This is a genomic window from Desulfosporosinus sp. I2, assembly GCF_000960765.1.
In the GTDB taxonomy this organism is placed as follows: Bacteria; Bacillota; Desulfitobacteriia; order Desulfitobacteriales; family Desulfitobacteriaceae; genus Desulfosporosinus.
Genome location: NZ_JYNH01000031.1, coordinates 1 through 16,516, shown reverse-complemented (window position 1 = coordinate 16,516; position 16,516 = coordinate 1). Strand labels below are relative to the sequence as shown.

15 protein-coding genes are annotated in these 16,516 nt (G+C 42.9%); all 15 read left to right on the top strand.

Annotated features, from left to right (window positions below; genetic code table 11):
• Window positions 1-154 precede the first annotated feature (154 nt).
• Window positions 155-2,176 carry a methyl-accepting chemotaxis protein gene (locus UF75_RS09540; protein WP_045574377.1) on the top strand — a complete coding sequence of 674 codons (2,022 nt, stop codon included), beginning with the start codon at window positions 155-157 and terminating at the stop codon, window positions 2,174-2,176.
• 102 nt (window positions 2,177-2,278) lie between these two features.
• Window positions 2,279-3,670, top strand: coding sequence for an asparagine--tRNA ligase (gene asnS, locus UF75_RS09535; RefSeq protein ID WP_045574376.1), 1,392 nt, complete (start codon window positions 2,279-2,281; stop codon window positions 3,668-3,670).
• A gap of 167 nt (window positions 3,671-3,837) precedes the next feature.
• Complete coding sequence (locus UF75_RS09530; RefSeq protein ID WP_045574398.1) at window positions 3,838-4,593, top strand: GntR family transcriptional regulator; 756 nt, start codon at window positions 3,838-3,840, stop codon at window positions 4,591-4,593.
• Window positions 4,594-4,613: 20 nt separating this feature from the next.
• On the top strand, window positions 4,614-5,264 hold the full coding sequence (locus UF75_RS09525) for a cobalamin-dependent protein (RefSeq protein WP_045574375.1): 651 nt from the start codon (window positions 4,614-4,616) through the stop codon (window positions 5,262-5,264).
• A 181-nt stretch (window positions 5,265-5,445) separates the two neighbouring features.
• Window positions 5,446-5,607: a DUF2284 domain-containing protein gene (locus UF75_RS30995; RefSeq protein ID WP_348983042.1), complete on the top strand. Its 162-nt coding sequence runs from the start codon at window positions 5,446-5,448 to the stop codon at window positions 5,605-5,607.
• Window positions 5,592-5,999 (top strand): DUF2284 domain-containing protein, encoded by a 408-nt coding sequence (locus tag UF75_RS09520; RefSeq protein WP_348983041.1) that lies wholly within the window; start codon window positions 5,592-5,594, stop codon window positions 5,997-5,999. The genes UF75_RS30995 and UF75_RS09520 overlap by 16 nt, the downstream gene beginning before the upstream one ends.
• A 124-nt stretch (window positions 6,000-6,123) precedes the next feature.
• Window positions 6,124-6,921, top strand: coding sequence for a methyltetrahydrofolate--corrinoid methyltransferase (locus UF75_RS09515; protein WP_045574374.1), 798 nt, complete (start codon window positions 6,124-6,126; stop codon window positions 6,919-6,921).
• 68 nt (window positions 6,922-6,989) lie between these two features.
• On the top strand, window positions 6,990-8,162 hold the full coding sequence (locus tag UF75_RS09510) for a uroporphyrinogen decarboxylase family protein (RefSeq protein WP_045574373.1): 1,173 nt from the start codon (window positions 6,990-6,992) through the stop codon (window positions 8,160-8,162).
• Between the two features lie 20 nt (window positions 8,163-8,182).
• On the top strand, window positions 8,183-8,353 hold the full coding sequence (locus UF75_RS29020; protein ID WP_197079360.1) for a hypothetical protein: 171 nt from the start codon (window positions 8,183-8,185) through the stop codon (window positions 8,351-8,353).
• 59 nt (window positions 8,354-8,412) lie between these two features.
• On the top strand, window positions 8,413-9,036 hold the full coding sequence (locus tag UF75_RS09505; protein WP_045574372.1) for a cobalamin-dependent protein: 624 nt from the start codon (window positions 8,413-8,415) through the stop codon (window positions 9,034-9,036).
• A gap of 150 nt (window positions 9,037-9,186) precedes the next feature.
• Window positions 9,187-10,416 (top strand): multidrug effflux MFS transporter, encoded by a 1,230-nt coding sequence (locus UF75_RS09500; protein WP_045574371.1) that lies wholly within the window; start codon window positions 9,187-9,189, stop codon window positions 10,414-10,416.
• A gap of 113 nt (window positions 10,417-10,529) precedes the next feature.
• Window positions 10,530-11,189, top strand: coding sequence for a DUF1638 domain-containing protein (locus UF75_RS09495; protein ID WP_045574370.1), 660 nt, complete (start codon window positions 10,530-10,532; stop codon window positions 11,187-11,189).
• A 27-nt stretch (window positions 11,190-11,216) separates the two neighbouring features.
• Window positions 11,217-13,061: an ASKHA domain-containing protein gene (locus UF75_RS09490; RefSeq protein WP_045574369.1), complete on the top strand. Its 1,845-nt coding sequence runs from the start codon at window positions 11,217-11,219 to the stop codon at window positions 13,059-13,061.
• 467 nt (window positions 13,062-13,528) lie between these two features.
• Window positions 13,529-15,799 carry a DNA helicase PcrA gene (gene pcrA / locus UF75_RS09485; RefSeq protein ID WP_045574368.1) on the top strand — a complete coding sequence of 757 codons (2,271 nt, stop codon included), beginning with the start codon at window positions 13,529-13,531 and terminating at the stop codon, window positions 15,797-15,799.
• Window positions 15,800-15,943: 144 nt separating this feature from the next.
• Window positions 15,944-16,516, top strand: a 573-nt coding sequence (locus UF75_RS09480; protein WP_045574367.1) for a DHH family phosphoesterase, incomplete at its 3' end; no start/stop codon positions are given.

The window sequence follows — 16,516 nt, the reverse complement described above, 5'->3', positions numbered from 1 at the left end:
TTTGTCAAATCTTCATGACCCTCACTTCAATAAGTGAGAGCTTCGTAAACTCCAGGTGGGGTAGAGTCCCGGGGTAGAAACGGCAGTTAGCTATCGGCTAGATAAACATAAAATAGAAAAGATTTGTCACAAATTTGAACTGGAGGAGATTTTTATGTCTAAGCAGCAGATTAAACATTCCATGTCAATTAGAACTCGAATTACCCTTTTAGCTGGTTTAGTGGTTATTGTGGTGGTGGCAGCGTTATCAGTAGCAAGCCTTTGGAATGCCGAAAAACTGCTCAAAACAAGTGAGCTTCAAACGGAAAAGCTTGCGGTTCAGGGAACACAGGATGAATTTGTTAATCGACTAGATCATGCGAGGTCTTCAGTGCTATCAATAAGCATGAATCCGGACGTGGCAAAGGCTTTTGCAGAACGAGATCGGGCTTCCCTTGCCCGTCAGGTTCAGCCCGTTTTTGACGAGATCAAGAAAGAAGGCTTTAGCCAACTTCAGTTTCACCTTGCACCGGCTACTTCGTTCTATCGGGCGCATTCACCTAACAAATTTGGGGATGATCTTTCGAAAATCCGACCTACTGTAGTGGCCGCCAATAAAGAACATAAGATTGTGGAAGGGCTGGAAGAGGGGGTCGAAGGATATGGGTTTCGAGTGGTGGTGCCGGTCAAGTATCAAGATCAGTGGGTAGGTACTGTAGAATATGGAATGGATTTCGGTGAAGATTTTTTAAGTGCTTTACAGAAGAAGAACCCAGGAGCCTATTTTATCTATCTTCTCGATCCATCTACTTCCATGGTTAAAAATGTGAAGGAGAATAAAGGGTTAATGGCTGGTACTGGACAAGATAATTTTCCAGTTTCGGAAGGATTGGTAACAGGACTCGTTGATGGACAAGCTCAATTTACAATAAGTGGGGATGGTCAGTCTAATGTTTTGCTCATTCCTTTTAAAAACTATCAAGGTGAAGTAAAAGGCTACATAAAGACCGTGCTCTCGCGAGAAGGGGTTGTACAAGAGTTAAACTCCTTAAAACGATGGATTTTCATGGTGGGGTTACTGGTGCTTGTTCTTGGTGTGGTTTCAGGATATTTTGTCTCTTTAGCCTTTACCAGACCGTTGATTCAGTTAGCGGAAGATGCGGAGGTTCTGGCCACAGGTAATTTGAACATAGCTATTAAAACGAATACGTATGGAGAGTTAGCGACCCTTGCCAAGGCCATGAAAAAGATGCTTGATAATACAAAGGAAATATGTTTCTCGATTAATCAAGCGGTAGGGCATGTAGAGGAGTCGACGAGGGAAATTTCAGCGGCAACCGATCAAACCTCGCAAGGTGCCGATCAGGTGGCTGCAAGTGTCAGTCAGGTAGCGAGTAGTTCTCAAAAAATTGCGGAGAGTACGAGTGAGATCGGTGACCAAAGTAAAGGTATCAATCAGAGCGTCCAAATTTTAGCTGGACACATGGAGCGCGTCGCTAGTAGTACCTCTGACGTAACGGCCCAAACACTGCGTGGCGAAGAAATACTCAAGGATTTGGCAGCAAAGATGCAAATCTTCACGGCCAAAGTGGAAGAAATTCAGACGGGAAGTCATATTCTCAGAGAGCAGACAAGAGAAATTCGTGGAATTACCCAAATTATTACCGAGATTTCCGACCAGACGAATCTTCTTGCGCTTAATGCGGCGATTGAAGCAGCTCGCGCTGGGGATGCGGGACGTGGATTTGCGGTTGTAGCTGAAGAAGTCCGCAAACTGGCCGAAGGATCAAGGCAAAGTGCCTCCCGGATCGCCAAGTTGATTGATGAAGTGACTCTGAATGTTGAAGCTTCAGCTAAAACTACAGAAGAAGCAGTCAACCTCATCGAAGAGCAATCAGGAATCGGGGAGCGGGCCTTGGGACAATTTACCGAGATTTCAGGGGGAACTCAAACGGTAGCTCACCTGCTGGGGGTCATGGAGGAAGAGGTTCGACGAGTCGTTCAGATGGAACAGGTAGTCTCTAAATCAGTCTATGAGGTTGCGGCAATGTGTCAAGAAGATGCAGCAGCGGCAGAGGAAATGGCCGCCTCGACGCAAGAAATGAGTGCGACAATCAGCACAATTCGTGATAGTGCAAAACAGTTAATAGTCTTGATGGAAGAACTGAAGGCCCAGAGTCAGCGGTTTGTAATTTGAAGTTAGCATTCTAATCAGGTATAATTATAGGGGTCCAATTTTATATTTGCTCTCGGTAAATATAAAATTCATACTCTCAAGGGATAGTCTGAGGAGGTAACTATGCAATTGCTAACCGTAAAGGAAATTTACAGAGAGACGGATCGGTTTCTCAATCAGAAAGTAGAACTATCTGGGTGGGTACGCACAGTACGCACGTCAAAAGCATTTGGCTTTATTGAAATCAATGATGGAAGTTTTTTTGAAAACATTCAGATAGTGTTTGAAGAAAGTCTTGCCAACTTTGTGGAGATTGGGAAGCTGACGATTAGTTCTGCAATTCGTATCCAAGGAACTCTTGTCTCTTCCCCGGGAGCGAAGCAACCGTTTGAATTAAAAGCGGAGGTCATTGAAATTCTGGCCTTGTCTGCCGCGGATTATCCTCTTCAGAAAAAACGACATACGTTTGAATATTTACGGACGATTGCCCATTTGCGCCCTAGAACGAATACGTTCGCAGCGGTCTTTCGTGTGAGATCTGTGGTTGCCTATGCGATACATAAGTTCTTTCAGGAAAAGGGTTTTGTCTATGTCCATACCCCGATTATTACCGGCAGTGATGCTGAGGGTGCTGGAGAGATGTTTCGGGTGACAGCCCTTGATATGGCTCAACCTCCAAAAGATGAAGCGGGCAATGTTGATTTTTCTAAAGACTTCTTTGGACGTGTTGCCAGCCTGACGGTGAGTGGTCAGCTCAATGTGGAAACGTATTGCATGGCTTTTCGCAATGTCTATACGTTTGGCCCCACGTTTCGTGCGGAGAACTCGAATACAGCCAGACATGCTGCGGAATTTTGGATGATTGAACCCGAGATTGCCTTTGCAGATCTTTCCGATAATATGAATTTGGCGGAAGAGATGATGAAATTTATTATCCAGTATGCTCTAGATAATGCACCAGAGGAAATGGCATTCTTTAATAACTTTGTCGATAAGACTTTGTTTGATCGCTTAGGAAATATTTTAAGCTCCGAATTTGCTAATATTACGTACACCGAGGCTGTAGAATTGCTTGAGAAGGAAGATGTCGACTTTGAGTATCCTGTTCATTGGGGTATCGATCTTCAAACTGAGCATGAACGCTATTTGACAGAAAAGATCTTTAAGAAGCCTGTCTTTGTGTCGGATTATCCGAAGGGAATTAAGGCGTTTTATATGCGCTTAAATGAGGATAACAAAACCGTGGCGGCTATGGATCTACTCGTTCCCGGAGTTGGCGAGATCATTGGCGGAAGTCAACGGGAAGAACGCTTAGAAGTCTTACAAAATCGTATGCAAGAATCAGGACTGAACGCTGAGGATTACGGGTGGTATCTGGACCTGCGGCGGTATGGCGGTGTGAAACATGCGGGCTATGGCCTAGGTTTTGAACGAGTCATCATGTATTTGACGGGAATGTCCAATATCCGCGATGTCATCTCGTTCCCGAGGACGGCAAATTCCTGTGAGTTTTAATAGGCTTAGCCAATTTTCTGAACCCCCACTTCGACGTGGGGGTTTTTTGTAGTGCGCCACGCATGACGATTCAAGAATATTGTTTATTGACACTTAATAGACGAGCATGCTAAGATTAGCCAAAGTTTGAATGTATAGACAATTATAATTAGGAATAGGTGTTTTTGGTGATTCATAAAGAAGTGATCGACAAGAGTTCAGTGATTCCAATCTACTATCAACTATTTAAGTTAATTGAAGAACAAATACGAAGAGGTGACCTCAAGCCAGGGGAGTCTCTACCAACTGAGCATGAAATCTCTTCACGCTTTGAAATTAGCCGAATGACGGTCCGAAGAGCCATCTCTGAATTGGTGGCGGCAGGTATGGTTTATGCTCAGCAAGGCAGAGGAACTTTTGTTGCGACACCAAAATTAGATAATATAATTTTTGAACTGAATGATTTCAATGAAGAAATCAAAAAGAGAGGTTTAAATTATAAAACCACTCTCTTAGAAGCCAAAATTATCAGGGCCAATACCGAACTTAAGGCAAAGTTTCAAGTGGATGAAGAACACAAGCGATTCTTATATTTTCGAACGGTACTTTCCGCTGAGGATGAGCGGCTTTCTTATGAAGTAAAATATACTATCTATAGTAAGAGTAAGCCGATCCTAGAATCAGAACTAAAAGATCCAAGTTTGCCAAGTTTGATTGTTGCCCATACGGAATATATGCCTATGAGCTCAAAAAAGGTTCTTCAAGTTGCGGCCTGTACCGAGGAAGAAGCAGTTATTCTCGGGATAGCACCCAATTCACCTGTGTTTCTAATTGAGCAGACGATCTATGACCAGGATCTTAAGACAGTGGGTTGGAGTAAATCTGTTTACCGGGGAGACCGATATAAATTGACGAGCTATGATGGATGGTATAAAAAAGATTAAGCTAATTGGGGGTTCTTAATTTGGAAGACGAACTACAAATAGCTATGGCGGACCTTGATGAAGAAAAAACCCTTAGGATAGTAGAGGAAAGAATCCAAGCGGGTTACACTTCTATGGAAATCATTGAGAGTTGCCGTCGGGGAGTAGAAATCGTTGGGGAAAAATATAGTGATAGTCATTATTATCTTTCTGATCTCATTATGTCAGAGGAAATTCTCAAAGAAGTTATGCGGATTTTAGAGCCGCATATTCCTTTAAATACTTCTCAAACAGGCTTATCTATTGTAATGGGAACCATCGAAGGGGACATTCACGATCTCGGTAAAAATATCATCATCTACCTCTTGCGTTCCGCAGGTTATCAAGTTCATGACTTAGGAGTCGATGTGACGCCTGAAAAGTTTATTCAAGCTCTTAATGAAACAAAAGCATCGGTTCTAGGTATTAGTGTTTTGCTATCCTTTTGCATTGGTTCTATTAAGAGAGTCATCGATCTTTTAGGGGATGCTGGTCTGAGGGACAAAGTTAAAGTTGTTGTGGGTGGGTACCCTGTGAATCAACAAGTCAAAGAATTTACAGGCGCTGATTTTTATGCAAACGACGTAACGGAAGCTCTAAAAATCTATCGGGAAATCCTATTATTAGAAGAAAGTTCAGTCTCAAAGTCTTGAGACTGAACTAAATAATTTAACAATTCTGTATTGACGGTATAATACAGTTATGATACTATTTAGACAAATGAGATGTCTATACATTCATACAAGTCTGAAATAATTTTTTTGTCTTAAAATTTGTATAGACATATGTATGTATTATATTGGAAGGCTTTTCAAGGAACGAGGGAGTCATAAAGTGGATATTAACAACCTGATCCTGAATGCCTTAGAATTGAAGGCTACCCATGCTTCCCTAGTGGATGTTGCAGACATTAAGTTTAATGAAGAGTTTCGAGCTTTATGTGAAAAGAATGCTTGTGGATCATACAACAAGAACTGGATGTGTCCCCCGCAGTAGGTTCAATCTCTGTTCTGAAAAATAAAGTTTTAAGCTTTAAACAAGGCCTACTTCTTCAGACAGTCCATGAGCTAAAAAGTTCCTTTGACTGGAAAGGGATGATGTCCGCGGCTATTAGTCATACTGCCATTTTCAGATCAATTCTAGGCAGCTTTGAAAAAAACCACCATTTAAACAACAACCTACCCTTAAATGCTGGTCCCTGTACGTTCTGTGCTCAGTGTACTTTTCTGGAGGGTGAGCCGTGTAGATTCCCCGACCAGGCTTTGTTTTCAGTGGAAGCATGTGGAATCGATGTTATGGCGTTAGAAAAAACTTGTGGAATGCCCTATTACAACGGGAAGAATACAGTTTCATATGTGGGACTCATATTATTTAATGTTGATGAGTGATGCTACTGTAAATACTAAATAGTCCAAGCCCTATCGCGCCTTTGGTAGTTAATAGAAGGGGTTGATGCTTGGAATTAAATTTGGTCTATCGTGATGAGAAATCGACTTGGGAGGGTTGCCAGAGATGTTGATTATTGGTGAGAAGTTAAATAGCTCGATTCCTAGTGTTCGGCAGTTAATCAATGATAAAGATACCGTTGCTATTCAGGATTTAGCCCTTAGACAAGTAGCTGCTGGTGCTGACTACTTAGATTTAAACACGGCACAAGGGGACGAAGTCGTCAACATGGAGTGGCTTGTGCGTACAGTTCAAGAGGTAACGGATATACCTTTATGTATCGACAGCACTTCGGCTGCAGCGATCAGAAGAGGCTTGGAAACTGTCAATGGGGATAAAAGTAAAGTCTTAGTTAACTCTATTTCTTTGGAAAAAAATCGTATAGATGAGGTACTTCCACTCGTTCTCCAATATCAGTGTCCTGTAGTCGGCTTGACTTTAGATGACAATGGAATTCCAAAAACTTCTGAAGAGAGAATGGTGCTCTCTGAACGTCTTGTTGAGATATTAGCTAAGAATAATTACGATTTAACGAATCTTTATATCGATCCACTCGTACTGCCCCAGGCTGTAAGCCATAATAATGCCACTATGTTTTTTAAATGTTTAACGGATATTAAACGAGTATTAAAGGTCAAGACAGTCTCTGGCTTGAGTAATATCTCCTTCAATACGCCCAAGAGAAAAGTTGTTAACCGACATTTTTTAACCCTTTGCATGGCCTTTGACATGGATGCGGCCATTCTCGATCCTCTAGATAGGAAAATTATGACTTCAGTCATTACGAATGATTTTCTTCTAGGTAAGGATCGTTTTGGTAAGAAATTTTTAAAGGCCTTCCGTGGTGAATTACTTGAAGACTAAGGTTTTGTGTCTGGATGTAAGCTAGTAGGTCAACTTGATCATTTGAAAGTAGGAAGGGGAAAATCAAGATGAACGAAAAGGAAATGCTTTATCAAAAGAGATTAGAGCGCTACACGACTGCCATGGATTGTGGAAAGCCAGACATGGTTCCCGTTGCTTTTGGGATTGGTGAATGGATTGTCAAGTATACGGGTACCACGCTCCAAGAGATTTACTATGATCTCGATAAAAGCAACAATATTGTGAGTGAGATGTTGCCAGGCTTGGATTTTGATATTTTCAAGGGTGGTCCTTCATTATGGTGGCCGCCAATGTTTGATGCGATGGGTTCTAAGTTATATAAGTTCCCTGGCATTGGAGTGGATGAAAACTCTACCTTCCAATTTAATGAACAGGAATATATGAAAGCAGACGATTACGATGAGTTTATTGCCAGCCCGACAGAATGGCTTGTTAATCACTATTTGCCGAATATTAGCAAGGAATTAGAGAATCCCGGATCTTACAGATCCACTGTAGCCTTAATCAAAGGGGCAGCTGCCTTTGCCATTTCAGGTGGAATGATGGGTGCAGCTTGGGGAAAATGGACCGTGGATCATGGGATTGTCGGACAAGGGACAGGGTTTACTAAAGCACCGTTTGACACTTTAGGGGATGCTTTACGGGGAATGAAAGGGGTTCTTTTGGATCTTCGCCGTCGACCTGAGAAAGTCCTCGCTGCCTGCGATGCCATTACTCCTCATAATGTCAATTGTGGTGTTGCAGGTGCAGGAGCAGATACACGTTTCCCTTGTTTTGCTCCACTCCACCGCGGAGCTTATCCATTCCTTAACCCTCACCAATGGGATACCTTCTATTGGCCATCCTTGAAGGCGACGATTGAAGGCTTGTGGGCTAAAGGAAAAAGAATGTTATTTTATGCCGAAGGGGATTGGACCCCGTATCTGGAGAAGATTGCGGAACTGCCGGATAAAAGTATTATTTTCCAAATTGATACTACGGATGCCAAAAAAGCGAAAGAAATTTTGGGAGGCCGATTCTGTCTGCAGGGTGGTATGCCTACAACCCTGTTAACCTATGGCACTCCTGAAAAGATTAAAGAGCATGTAAAGAGAACCTTTGATGAATTGGCCGGTGATGGAGGATTTATTTTGGATTCCGGTGGAGTTGTCATGGGGGACGCTAAGAAAGAAAATGTGATCGCTATGATCGAAGCTGCAAGGGAGTACGGCACTTATTAAAAGGATAGGAGGGGTATTCAATGTCTGAAAAAGAAAAAGTCTTAAATCCTGATCCAGGTGTATGTGTACCTTGGAAAGTGAAAATGGAGGAATTCGGAGAGTTTCCTGGTAATGAAGAGATTGCCAAAAAGGAATGGGAAAAACTCGATGATTTTGCTTATAACTTTATATGGTTTTGGGCGCAACGCTAGTATATTAACTGTGAGTAATTTAATGTCAGAAATAACGATCAAAAAGGAGTGGGATAATTATGCTTACAGATTCTTTATCGAAGGCAATTGCTGAATTAGAAGAGCAGCAAGTAGCAGAGTTGGTTAAGGAACGTTTAGATAGCGGTGTTTCTCCTTTAGAAATTGTAAATTCCTTGCAACAAGGTATGGCTGAAGCCGGCGGTCGGTTTGAATCAGGTGAGTATTTCTTAGGTGAACTGATTATGTGCGGTGAAATTATGCAGGATTCTATGGTTATATTAGAGCCGCTACTGAGCGGAAGTAATGCTGAGTATAAGGGTAACATTGTCATGGGAACGGTTAAAGGGGACATCCATGATTTAGGCAAAAATATCGTCGTGATGCTTCTCAAAGGGTCTGGATATAATGTTATAGACTTGGGTGTGGATGTCTCTAAGGAAAAGTTTATTGAGGCTATTAAGGAGTCAAATGCCCCACTCGTTGGGATGAGTGTCCTGTTAACGGGTTGCCAGGAATCCATGAAGGAAACGATTGATGCTATTCGTGCAGCGGGTTTAAACACCAAAGTTCTGATCGGTGGTAATTACATCGACGAACTTGTTAAAAACCATGTAGGAGCAGATTACAGTGCCCAAGCCGCTACGGATGGAGTTAAAATCGCGGATCAAATCTTTGGGGCGTAGACTAGGACTCAGTTTCGAAGTCTAAAAAGTGGTTAACGGTTAAATAGGAGGTGCCCGACCTGGGTGCCTCCTAATCTAACTTCCTTTTTTATGAGTTACGATATAAACTTAAGCAGGTCAATACGTGATTAGAATGGAGTCAATAAAACAATGAATACCGACATCAATAGCATGGAAGGGGAACTTAGAAGCCAAAAATATTTAGGAAAAAGAGGACTAATTATCTTAATTGCCTTTTTAAGCGCTTTTATCCCTTTATCAACAGATCTTTACCTACCTGCCTTACCGAGAATGGCCGAGAATTTTCAGGCTGCTCCTAGTTTAATTAATCTTACCCTGATATTATTTTTTATTTTTTATGCGGCAGGTTCTCTGTTCTGGGGCCCTCTCAGTGATAAGTATGGGCGAAAACGTATTTTATTGATAGGTTTAGTCATTTACACAGCCGCGAGCGTTTTGTGCGCCTTTTCTGAAAATGTATACCAATTGATTATATTTAGAATTTTTCAAGCGGTTGCTAGTGGCGCCGCAACGGCTGTCGCTCAAGCAGTTGTTAAGGATAGCTATTCAGGGCGAAAACGTGTATCTGTTTTGGCCTTAGTTTCATCGATGACTATGATTGCCCCGATTGTGGCCCCAGTTGTCGGTGCATTAATATTAAGGTTTACTTCATGGCGCGGAGTATTTCTTGTTCTAGCGCTTATCGGTCTTTTGATTACATTAACGGTCATCGCCATGGAAGAAACTGTTGACCAGCGTTCTACGGGAAGTATCCTTCAATCCTTAGGAAGATTAGGAGTTGTTGCCAAAAATCCAGGATTTATGTCTCTTTTAGTTACACTTTCCTTAATGGGAATTCCGATGATGTCGTTCATTTCATCCTCGTCCTATATTTATGTGAACCAATTTGGTTTAAGTGAACAGGTTTACAGTTATTATTTTGCCGCGAATGCTTTTTTCATGGTGATTGGTCCTTTGCTTTATATGAGGCTGTCCCAGTTATTTAAACCGACTTCCCTAATCACAGCCAGTTTTGTTATCGCCTGTTTTAGTGGGGTATTGATCACTACAGTAGGAGTTCTCAGCCCTTGGATGTTTGCCCTGTCATTAATACCTGCGACACTAGCAGGCAGTATTACTCGTCCCCCAACCGCCAACTTGATGTTGGAGCAGCAAAAGGGAGATACAGGAGCAGTGGTATCTTTGATGTCCTTTGCTTTTACAGTCTTTGGCAGTATTGGTATGGTCATCATTTCTTTGGATTGGGCAAATAGAGTTAGGGTCATGGGGCTTTTATATGTAGCTTTTGCTTTAGCAAGTTTAGTATTCTGGATTCGGATTTTCAAGAAACCGTATGTTCAGAAGGTCTCACTGAAGTGAGTAAACCAAGTTTTTTGTCCATTTTCAAGATCCCTACTTCTATAAGTGGGGATCTTCGTGAACTTCGGATCAACTATAGCCGAACAATTTAATAAAAAAGCGAGGTAGTTAGCTTGAAAACAATTGCCATAGCCTGTCGAACGATTGAGGATGAACTGAAGGCTGTTTATAATACCTTGCCTGCTTCTTTCCCGATCGTGTGGGTTGAATCCGGCCTACATAATTTTCCTTCTCAGTTGAAGGAAAGAATACAATTGGAAATCGATAAAATTTATGGCGTGGACAATATTCTTTTATTGTTTGGATACTGTGGCAATAGCATTGAAGGTCTTGTTGCTGCACAGGCCCGATTAGTGGTTCCAAAGGTTGAAGACTGTATATCCTTGCTGCTCGGGGGAAACCGGAATCGCCTTGCTCTCAGCCGTAAGACCCCCGCCTTTTATTTGACGGATGGTTGGCTTCGGTATGAGAAGAATATTTACTGGGAGTATGAAAAGAGCTTGGAAAAATATGGTGAAGCAAGAGCGATGCGTATTTTTCAAGCCATGTTTGCGCATTACTCCAATCTTAATTTCATTGATACGGGGAGTTATAATCTAGAGTCTGCAATGAACAAGACTGCCGAGTTTGCAAAAAAATTAAACCTTAAGCAGGAGGTTGTTCCGGGTACATTGAAACTAATAACTAAGGCCTTTCTTGAAGAATGGGATGAAGATTTCCTTATTGTTCCTCCAGGAGTATCCATACACCTTACCTACGGAGCGGACTCCTAAGTTCAACTATCCAAAGGAGTGTTTGAGATGATTAATGTTACATTTTTACCCTCGAATAACGTTGTTCAGATTCCAGTCGGATCTACAATTTTGCAAGCAGCCAGTGCCGCTGGAGTGCAAGTAGAAAGTACCTGTGGCGGCAAGGGGACTTGTGGTAAATGCAAAGTGCAAGTTCCTCTAGAAAACCCTTCTCAAACTTCTCAGGTTTCGGTGATTGAAACTAAGTTTTTGAGTTCTTCGGAGTTGGCAGCTGGCTGGGTATTGGCTTGTCAACACATCTTGACCCAGGATACGGTCATAAAACTTCAAGATCAAAAAGATGCTTATAGGCGAAAGACGGACTTTGTTGGGCGAGCGAATGCAACTATTGCACCTAGTGTACGAAAGTATCCTGTGAAGCTGTCTAAGCCAAGTGTCGAGGATCAGACTCCTGACTGGGAACGGTTGTTGGCTGTATTGCCTGTTACAGGGATTGAATTTAATCGCACAGCGGCAGCTTCTTTACCTAAGATAATTCGACAAGGGAATTTTCAGGTGACCGTCGTGTTGGATGGGAACCGACTTCTTACAGTAGAATCTGGTGATACGTCTAAACGTTGCTTTGGAGTGGCTATGGATATTGGCACAACGACAGTGGTTGTCTATTTAATGGAGCTGAGCAGCGGTATAGTAATAACAAGCGGGGCGTTGACAAATCCTCAGCAGGTTTTTGGAGCTGATGTCATTTCACGGATTACTCATGCAGCTAGGGGGCCGGGGCAATTGCAGGAATTGCAAGAGAAGGTAATCGATGGACTGAATATGATTGTTCATCGATTGTGCCAAGAAAGTGGGATAGGTAGGGAAGAAATCTATCAGGCCGTCGTAGTGGGCAACACGACGATGGCCCACTTATTCCTCGGAATTGATCCTACCTATTTAGCCCCTGCGCCCTTTATCCCAGTCTTTCGAGAATTCGTCGAAATCAAAGCGAGCGAGATAGGATTGGCTATATTAGGCACTGGAACCGTGAGGGTGCTTCCCAATGTGGCTGGTTATGTTGGTTCAGATACAGTTGGAGTCATGTTAGCGGCTGAAGTTGATCGTTTGCCAGGGGTCAGTCTCATTGTAGATATTGGCACGAATGGAGAAATTGTTCTGTGCGGAAAGGATAGAATACTTACCTGTTCGGCGGCGGCGGGGCCTGCTTTCGAAGGGGCTGAGATTAAGTTCGGTATGCGTGCGGCAGAGGGTGCGATCGAAGGAGTGCGGATCACTGAAGATGTCGAGTTGGACATCATCGCTGGGGGAAAACCACGTGGAATTTGTGGCTCTGGCCTGATCGACGCGATTGCCGAAATGTTCAAGGCCGGGGTTATTGGTCCGACTGGACGGTTCGCAAGTGGACCCGCCCAACTAGATAAGTTACCTTTCTTGGTACGCGAGCGATTGCGCAAAACTGAGCGGGCAAGTGAGTTTGTCCTAGTGTGGGGTAAGGAAACGGCGTCGGCCGAGGATATTGTGCTTTCTCAAAAGGATATCCGAGAAATGCAACTAGCCAAAGGAGCCATCATGGCGGGAATTATGATACTCGTACGAGAAATGGGAGTTACTCCCCAAGAGATTGATCGGGTACTTTTAGCGGGAGCGTTTGGCAATTATATTAGGAAGGAAAGTGCAGTAGGAATTGGATTACTTCCATCCCTGTCACTGGAAAAAATCAAGACGATTGGGAATGCAGCGGGTGATGGGGCAAAAATGGCCTTGCTTTCGATGGAAGAGAGGGCTAGGGCAAATTCACTGGCTAGACGAGCGGAACATATGGAACTTTCGACCAGGAAGGAATTTCAAGAAGAATTTATGAAGGGACTTGATTTTAAGAGGGTGGATTAAATGTACGGATTCTCCCCAAAGTATTGACGGTATTTGTCTTTCGAGTTTTTGTTGGACAGAGTATAATAGTTCAGATGGAGAATGAGGTTAATGGAGAAGGGTTAAGTCTCCATTAACTTTTTTTATGTTACGATAAATATTTTTCTACGGAGATTGCGGTATAAGGCAACTGGCTTTAGCCTTGTTTGTCGTTTTATAAGTATTTCTCACCTATTTTCGTGCATATTTCTTTCTTAACCCAGAAACAAGAGGTCCATATTCTATGAAGAGGAGGCTGTCTTATCAAATCCCGATAATATTCTGCTAAATTGGCCCAGTAATAGAGTTTCTCCTATGGCATCGATTACCTTTTGGTATAGCAAATCATTATTGTGATATCTTAATGGTAAGCCAGACAGTTGGCAAATCAAGCAACAGCAGGACGTACAGTATGTTATAATAAGCACAAGAAGTGAGGTGAAGGGGTCGTGTATCGGCTAGATGATTTGAATCCAGTGCAGCGGGAAGCTGCAGAATATAGAGAAGGGCCGCTTCTAATTCTTGCGGGAGCAGGGTCGGGTAAGACCCGAGTGCTTACCTATAGAATTGCCCATTTAATTGCTCAAGGGGTAGAACCCAGTCAGATATTAGCAATTACGTTTACCAATAAAGCGGCGAAAGAGATGCGAGAGCGAGTGGCCACCTTGCTGGGTAGTGAGGGATATGGATTATGGGTCACGACGTTTCACTCGGCGTGTGTCCGTATTTTGAGACGTGAAATCGATAATTTGCCAGGGTATACTAAGAATTTTGTCATTTACGATACAGGAGATCAACAATCGCTCGTCAAAGCCTGCTTAAAAGAACACAATTATGATGATAAAAAATTCCCAGTGCGCAGTGTGGCGGCAGTGATTAGTGATGCCAAGAACAAACTTCAGGATCCTGAAGAGTTTTCCTATAAGGCTGCAAGCTACTATGAACAAAAAGTCGTGGATATTTACCGTTCTTATCAGAAACGACTCAAGAGCAATAATGCGCTTGATTTTGATGATATTATCATGCTTACGGTTCAGCTCTTTCAGCAAAGCGACCATGTCTATCGATATTATCAGGATAAATTCCGCTATATTATGGTGGATGAGTACCAAGATACGAATCATGCCCAATATATGCTGATAAAATTATTGGCGAGCGAGTATCGAAATCTCTGCGTCGTAGGGGATGATGATCAGTCTGTCTATGGTTTTCGCGGAGCGGATATCCAAAATATCCTCGATTTTGAACGAGACTATCCCGAAGCGAAGGTCATTAAACTTGAACAAAACTATCGATCGACGCAAATGATCCTTAATGCTGCTAATGCGGTCGTCAGAAATAACGAATCTCGCAAAGAGAAATCACTCTGGACGGAAAACTCAGAAGGGCAGGCTGTTGTCTGTTATGTTGGGTCAGACGAGCGAGATGAGGCTAGCTATGTCGTGAATCGAATTCAACGTTTACATGAGCTAGAAGGACGTCCGTTTAATGATTTTGCCATTCTTTATCGCACGAATGCTCAGTCTCGTGCTTTGGAGGAGCGGTTGATGAAGGCTGCAACCCCATACCGCGTGTTTTCGGGGCTAAAATTCTATCAACGTATGGAAATTAAAGACATCCTTGCTTATTTGAGAGTTTTGTATAATCCGGCTGATCAAGTGAGCTTTGCTCGTGTGCTCAATGTTCCGAAACGCGGACTTGGGGACAGCACCCTGCAAAAGATTTTAGATTATGCCAATGAACAAGGAATGGCCGTCTTGGACGCTATTTTGGAGGCTGATTATATTCCGGAATTGTCGACCCGAGCGAAAAAACCAGTAATTGCTTTTGCGCACTTGATGCAAGGTTTACTGGATTTTTCGCGAGAAGCTAGTGTATCGGACCTAGTGGAAGAAGTTTTGAACAAGACGGGGTACAAAGCGATTCTTGAAGCGGAAAACACACCAGAGGCAGAAACACGCCTAGAAAATTTGATGGAATTTATCTCTGTAACTGCTGAGTATGATGCTAAAGCTGCTCAAGCTGCGCAAAATGCGTTAAATGATGGGGTTGAAGAGGAAGAGGCTGTCCCGGGGTTGAGCGGCTTTCTAGAACAAGTTTCTTTGGTAGCCGATATTGATGAATTAGATCAAGCAGAGGAAGCCGTGGCCTTAATGACGATGCATAGTGCGAAGGGTTTGGAATTCCCAGTTGTTTTTTTGGTGGGTATGGAAGATGGGATTTTCCCGAGTAGCCGTTCAATGATGGAGCCGATGGTTTTAGAGGAAGAACGCCGACTTTGTTATGTCGCCATCACTCGGGCGAGGGAAAAATTATATCTTTGTAATACTGAAATGCGGATGCTCTATGGCAAGACGCAATACAATCAGCCTTCTTGCTTTTTAATGGAGATACCGTCAGATTTAATGACGGATATTGACCCGCTTGATCCGCCTAGACGTGGTCCTGCTACTTCGTCTAAACCGACTCGGAGACGGGATGCCATTTCGGATCGAAAAGTTCCTTTAGGTTCTGGGTCATGGGAAAAAGATTTTGGGAGTACTCTGGTCATTAAAGGGGGTGAGGCGCATCAGGTAGGAGAAAAAGTGGAACACGCGACGTTTGGTCGAGGGATTATTGTCTCCATTAAGGGAGAGGGAAATCAAGCGGAACTGTCCATTGTTTTTGACGCTGGAATCAAGAAATTGATTGCAGAGTATGCCAAATTAACGAAACTGTGACATTTTTTAAGTGCAACTAAGGTGCCGCCTTCGTTAGGCTGAAAGTAGGCTAATACGTGCGAAGACTGTGTCTTCGGGCGCCGGCCAGTTTTCTATCCACTGTGCGTCTCAAATTTTTTGAAAAGAAAGGTTTAGGTGTTAAATATGTCAGATGTAATTTATGTTGTTGGTCATAAAAGCCCAGATACAGATTCCGTTTGCTCTGCGATTGCTTTAGCTCGTTTAAATGAACTCACGGGGACTGCCAATGTTGTTCCTTGTTCAGCTGGAAAACTCAATAAAGAGACTGAGTATGTACTCAATTATTATGGAGTGGCTATTCCTCAGGTATTGGAGTCTGTAGAGGCTAAACAAAAATTGATTCTCGTTGACCACAACGAGTACGGACAAGCGGTTGCTGGTGCAGATCAAGCTCAACTTGTACAAATCGTTGACCATCACAAAGTAGGCGGATTCCAAACTGCAGAACCCCTTTATGTTCGCATTGAGCCAGTTGGTTCTACTTGCACCATTGTTGCTCAAGCCTACAAAGAAAAAGGCTTAGTTCCTGAAAAAGCTATCGCTGGAATTTTACTGGCAGCTATTCTTTCCGATACTGTTATCTTCAAGTCCCCAACCTGCACTGAGTTAGACAAAACAATCGCTGCTGAACTCGCTGCCATTGCCGGAGTTGAACCAAAGACCTTTGGAATCGATATGTTCAAAGCGTCTTCCAAC